Genomic DNA, 4,525 nt, shown 5'->3' with positions numbered 1-4,525 from the left:
TTTGCATCTGTAAAAGTCATGTCTTTTATTGCATCCACAAAAATTGGAATTGCCTCTCCAACGGCATCTTCAGCTGCTCTGTTTAATACTTTTAGACCTTCATCAGCTAATTTAGATAGGCCAATTTTTCGAAGTGTATTATCAACTTTTTGCAATTCCTCTGGAAGCAAAATACGAGTTAATTCATTTTTATAAAAACCATCGTCAACTGCTAACTTTGTAACTTGATTTGTAATTCCGTTATTTAAAGCTTCTTTTAAACCACCAGCAATTTGATCGTTTGTAATTCCTCCATTTGGTAGTTGATTGATAACTTGCTGTAACTCTGAACAAGCAGAAAATTGAATAATTACTGCAATTAATAGTATTCTTTTTAACATTGGTTTTATTTTTTAAATGAATTCGTTTTTTTATCATAACCAAACGGACAATGTTTACAACCATTTTTACAACAATAACCTCTTTTTAAGTGGTATTTCTCTGTAAAAACACGAAAACCTTGTTCGTTTATATAGTAATCTCCTTCTTCTAACGGAGTTATATTATTAAATTCCATGGCGCAAAAATAACATAAAAAAAACGTTCTGAAATTTCAGAACGTTTTTAATTTTTATTTAACTGTATTTAATCAATTACAGGCGGATATTTCGACATTATTTCAGCAACAAATTCTTTAATTCTTTCTTCCTTTTTAGTAACATTTCCAGAAGTTGTTAAACCACCACTTCCAATTCCTTGCCAAGCTAACTCTTTCTTTTCTGCATCTATTAAATCTATAAATAAGGTCCCTTCTGTATATTTAGAAATATGCATTCCAAAATTAGGTCCATAATACCAAGGGTGCCAACCAAAATGCATTGAACTGTTATTGTACACGTCTACTTTCTGACGAGATTTTGTAAAAATATTTACCAAAACATCGGGGTTTTCAGATTTTGTAAAGCCTTTAGCCAATAATTCTTTTTCAACCGCTTTTAAAATTCTACGTTTATCTAAATCTGATAGTTCAACTTTATCTATTCCTTTTTTATAAAAAGCAAAAGTTTTATATTGAGAAAAATCAGTAGATGTATCATAATCTGAAGTAACTCGAACTGAACTACAAGATGCAACTAAAAAAAGTAAGACTAACGGAAGTAATTTAATGGCTTTCATTTTATTGAATTTTTACTTTATTAAAAAATTTTATGTTTAACAGTATTAATTATAGAACTGATTAGTTATTTTTTATTCTAACAATCCGCATTATAACTATAACTTTTTCTGCTATTTCTACTTTAATAATCTTATCAATAATAATGCCATAGTAAAGTTTTTACATAAACTAAGATTAATTATGAAATGAGTATGTTAAAAATGCTATCTTCCAGGAAATAATAATCTTTTTAATATACTCGTTTCAATTTAAAAAATATAAATATTGAAATTATATAAAATTATCCCTCTACTTACTTCCTCGGAAAATGTTATCTATTTAGTAATAATTAACTTATATTTTTAAAAAATTCATAAATTGCAACATAAATATTAGACAATTTTACGAAATGAAAAAAATCACACCATACAAACCAGCAAACAAAGTAAGAATTGTAACAGCTGCCTCGCTTTTTGACGGGCACGATGCTGCCATAAACATTATGCGCCGAATCATTCAAGCAACTGGGGTAGAAGTTATTCATTTAGGTCATGATAGAAGTGTTGAGGAAGTGGTAAATTGTGCAATTCAAGAAGATGCAAATGCTATTGCAATTACATCTTATCAAGGTGGACATACCGAATATTTCAAATACATGTTCGACCTTTTAAAAGAAAAAAAGGCTTCACATATTAAATTATTTGGCGGAGGTGGCGGTGTAATTCTTCCTTCAGAAATTGAAGAATTAATGCATTATGGAATCACAAGAATTTACTCTCCAGATGACGGTAGAAGTATGGGTTTACAGGGTATGATTAATGATATGGTTGAAAAAAGTGATTTTGCAACTGGCGAAATTGTTGATTTTAAAGTTTCTGATCTTCAACATAAAAATAACAGACAATTAGCAATTGCCATTTCAGCTGCCGAAAATTTTTCAGAAAAACATGCTGATTTTATTGACGAATTAAGAGAAAAATCTAATCAATCTCAAACTCCAGTTTTAGGAATTACTGGAACTGGCGGTTCTGGAAAGTCCTCAACCGTTGATGAAATTGTAAGACGCTTTTTAATCGATTTTCCACAAAAAACAATTGCAATTGTATCTGTAGATCCATCAAAAAGAAAAACTGGAGGTGCCCTTTTAGGTGATAGAATTAGAATGAATGCTATTAATAACAACCGTGTTTATATGCGTTCTTTAGCTACACGCCAAGCTAATTTAGCCCTGTCTAAACACGTAAATGATGCTGTTGATATTTTAAAAGTTGCGGGTTTTGATTTGGTAATTTTAGAAACTTCTGGTATTGGACAAAGTGATACAGAAATTGTAGAGCATTCAAATGTTTCTATGTATGTTATGACTCCAGAATACGGGGCTGCAACGCAATTAGAAAAAATTGATATGCTCGATTTTGCCGATGTAATTGCACTGAATAAATTTGATAAACGCGGTGCTTTAGATGCGCTTAGAGATGTTAAAAAGCAGTATCAACGCAATCATAATTTATGGGAAAAGGCAACTGATGACATGCCTGTTTTTGGAACTATTGCATCACAATTTAACGATCCCGGAACCAACAGATTATATAGTTTTTTAATTGAAAAACTAAACGAAAAAACGACACAAAAATTTGAAAGCAGCTTTCAATTCGCTAAAGATTTAAGCGAAAAACAATTTATAATTCCACCAAACAGAACGCGTTATTTATCTGAAATTACCGAAAATAATAGAGCTTACAGTAAAGATAGTTTACAACAAAAAGAAGTTGCTGAAAAATTATATGGTATTTATAAAACTATTGAATCCGTTACAAATTGCAAACCTGAATTAACCCAAATAGGATTGGATGAGGGTGAGATTCTGAAACAGGTCTCGACTCCAATCAGCGACCAATCTAAAGAACTTATTTTTCTTCTTTTTAAAGAATTTTCTAGAGTTAAAATGGATTTAAATCCACATAATTGGAACCTAATTTTAAACTGGGAAACTAAAAAGCAATCTTATAAGAACGATGTATATTCCTATAAAGTTCGTGATAAAGAAATTAATATTAAAACGCATAGCGAATCACTTTCTCATTTACAAATTCCAAAAATAGCTTTACCAAAATATGAAGCTTGGGGAGCTATTTTACATTGGACTTTAGAAGAAAACGTACCAGGAGAATTTCCATATACTGCCGGACTTTTTCCATTTAAAAGAACTGGTGAAGACCCAACTAGAATGTTTGCAGGTGAAGGAAGCCCAGAACGCACAAACAGGCGGTTTCATTATGTTAGTTTAGGTTTGCCTGCAAAACGATTATCTACCGCTTTTGACTCTGTAACTTTATACGGAAACGATCCAGATGTGCGTCCTGATATTTATGGGAAAATTGGAAATGCTGGAGTTTCTATTTGTTGTTTAGACGATGCGAAAAAGTTATATTCTGGGTTTGATTTAACAGATCCTATGACTTCCGTTTCTATGACCATAAATGGTCCAGCACCAATGATGTTAGGCTTTTTTATGAATGCAGCAATAGATCAGGAATGTGAAAAATACATTTTAGAAAATGATTTAAAAGATAAGGTTGAAACTAAAATTACTTCAATTTATAAGAAAAAAGGAGTTGACAGACCCAAATATCAAGGTGATTTACCTGAAGGAAATAATGGCTTAGGCTTGTTATTATTAGGTGTTACCGGTGATGAGGTATTACCTATTAAAGTTTATCAAAAAATTAAAACCGCAACAATTTCTAAAGTTAGAGGAACTGTTCAAGCAGATATTTTAAAAGAAGATCAAGCACAAAATACTTGTATTTTTTCTACCGAATTTGCCTTGCGTTTAATGGGTGATGTACAAGAATATTTTATAGAAAACAATGTGCGTAATTTTTATTCAGTTTCAATTTCTGGTTATCATATTGCCGAAGCTGGTGCAAATCCAATTTCGCAACTAGCTTTTACATTAGCAAACGGATTTACCTATGTTGAGTATTATCTTTCTAGAGGAATGGATATTAATAAATTTGGTCCTAATTTATCTTTCTTTTTTTCAAATGGAGTTGACCCAGAATATGCTGTAATTGGAAGAGTTGCTCGTAAAATTTGGGCAAAAGCTTTAAAAAATAAATACGGAGCAAATTCACGTGCACAAATGCTAAAGTATCATATTCAAACTTCTGGTAGAAGCTTACATGCTCAAGAAATTGACTTTAATGATATTAGAACAACACTACAAGCTTTATACGCCATTTACGATAATTGCAACAGTTTACACACCAATGCTTATGACGAAGCAATTACAACTCCAACTGAAGAAAGTGTGCGCAGAGCAATGGCTATTCAACTGATAATCAACAAAGAATTAGGGTTAACAAAAAACGAAAACCCAATTCAAGG

Annotated in this window: 4 protein-coding genes; 1 reads left to right on the top strand and 3 read right to left on the bottom strand. The window is 31.3% G+C overall.

The annotated features are described in order from the left end of the window. The 3 genes from AB1Z17_RS05510 to AB1Z17_RS05500 all read right to left on the bottom strand — a co-directional run. On the bottom strand, positions 1-380 hold a 380-nt coding region (locus AB1Z17_RS05510; protein WP_368050798.1), incomplete at its 3' end, for a DUF4197 domain-containing protein. Positions 381-385: 5 nt separating this feature from the next. After that, positions 386-556, bottom strand: a complete 171-nt coding sequence (locus AB1Z17_RS05505; protein WP_368050797.1) for a DUF5522 domain-containing protein — start codon at positions 554-556, stop codon at positions 386-388. Between the two features lie 68 nt (positions 557-624). Further along, entirely contained in the window at positions 625-1,155 is a 531-nt protein-coding gene (locus AB1Z17_RS05500) for a DUF4136 domain-containing protein (RefSeq protein WP_368050796.1), read from the bottom strand. A 389-nt stretch (positions 1,156-1,544) separates the two neighbouring features. On the opposite strand from AB1Z17_RS05500, the gene AB1Z17_RS05495 reads away from it, so the two are divergent. Beyond that, positions 1,545-4,525: methylmalonyl-CoA mutase family protein (locus AB1Z17_RS05495; RefSeq protein WP_368050795.1), on the top strand; the 2,981-nt coding region annotated here is incomplete at its 3' end.

Origin of the sequence: Lutibacter sp. (assembly GCF_040883305.1) — a bacterium.
In the GTDB taxonomy this organism is placed as follows: domain Bacteria; phylum Bacteroidota; class Bacteroidia; order Flavobacteriales; family Flavobacteriaceae; genus Lutibacter.
Note: the sequence above shows the minus strand (reverse complement) of the source record. Positions and strands in the feature narration are given on the sequence as shown.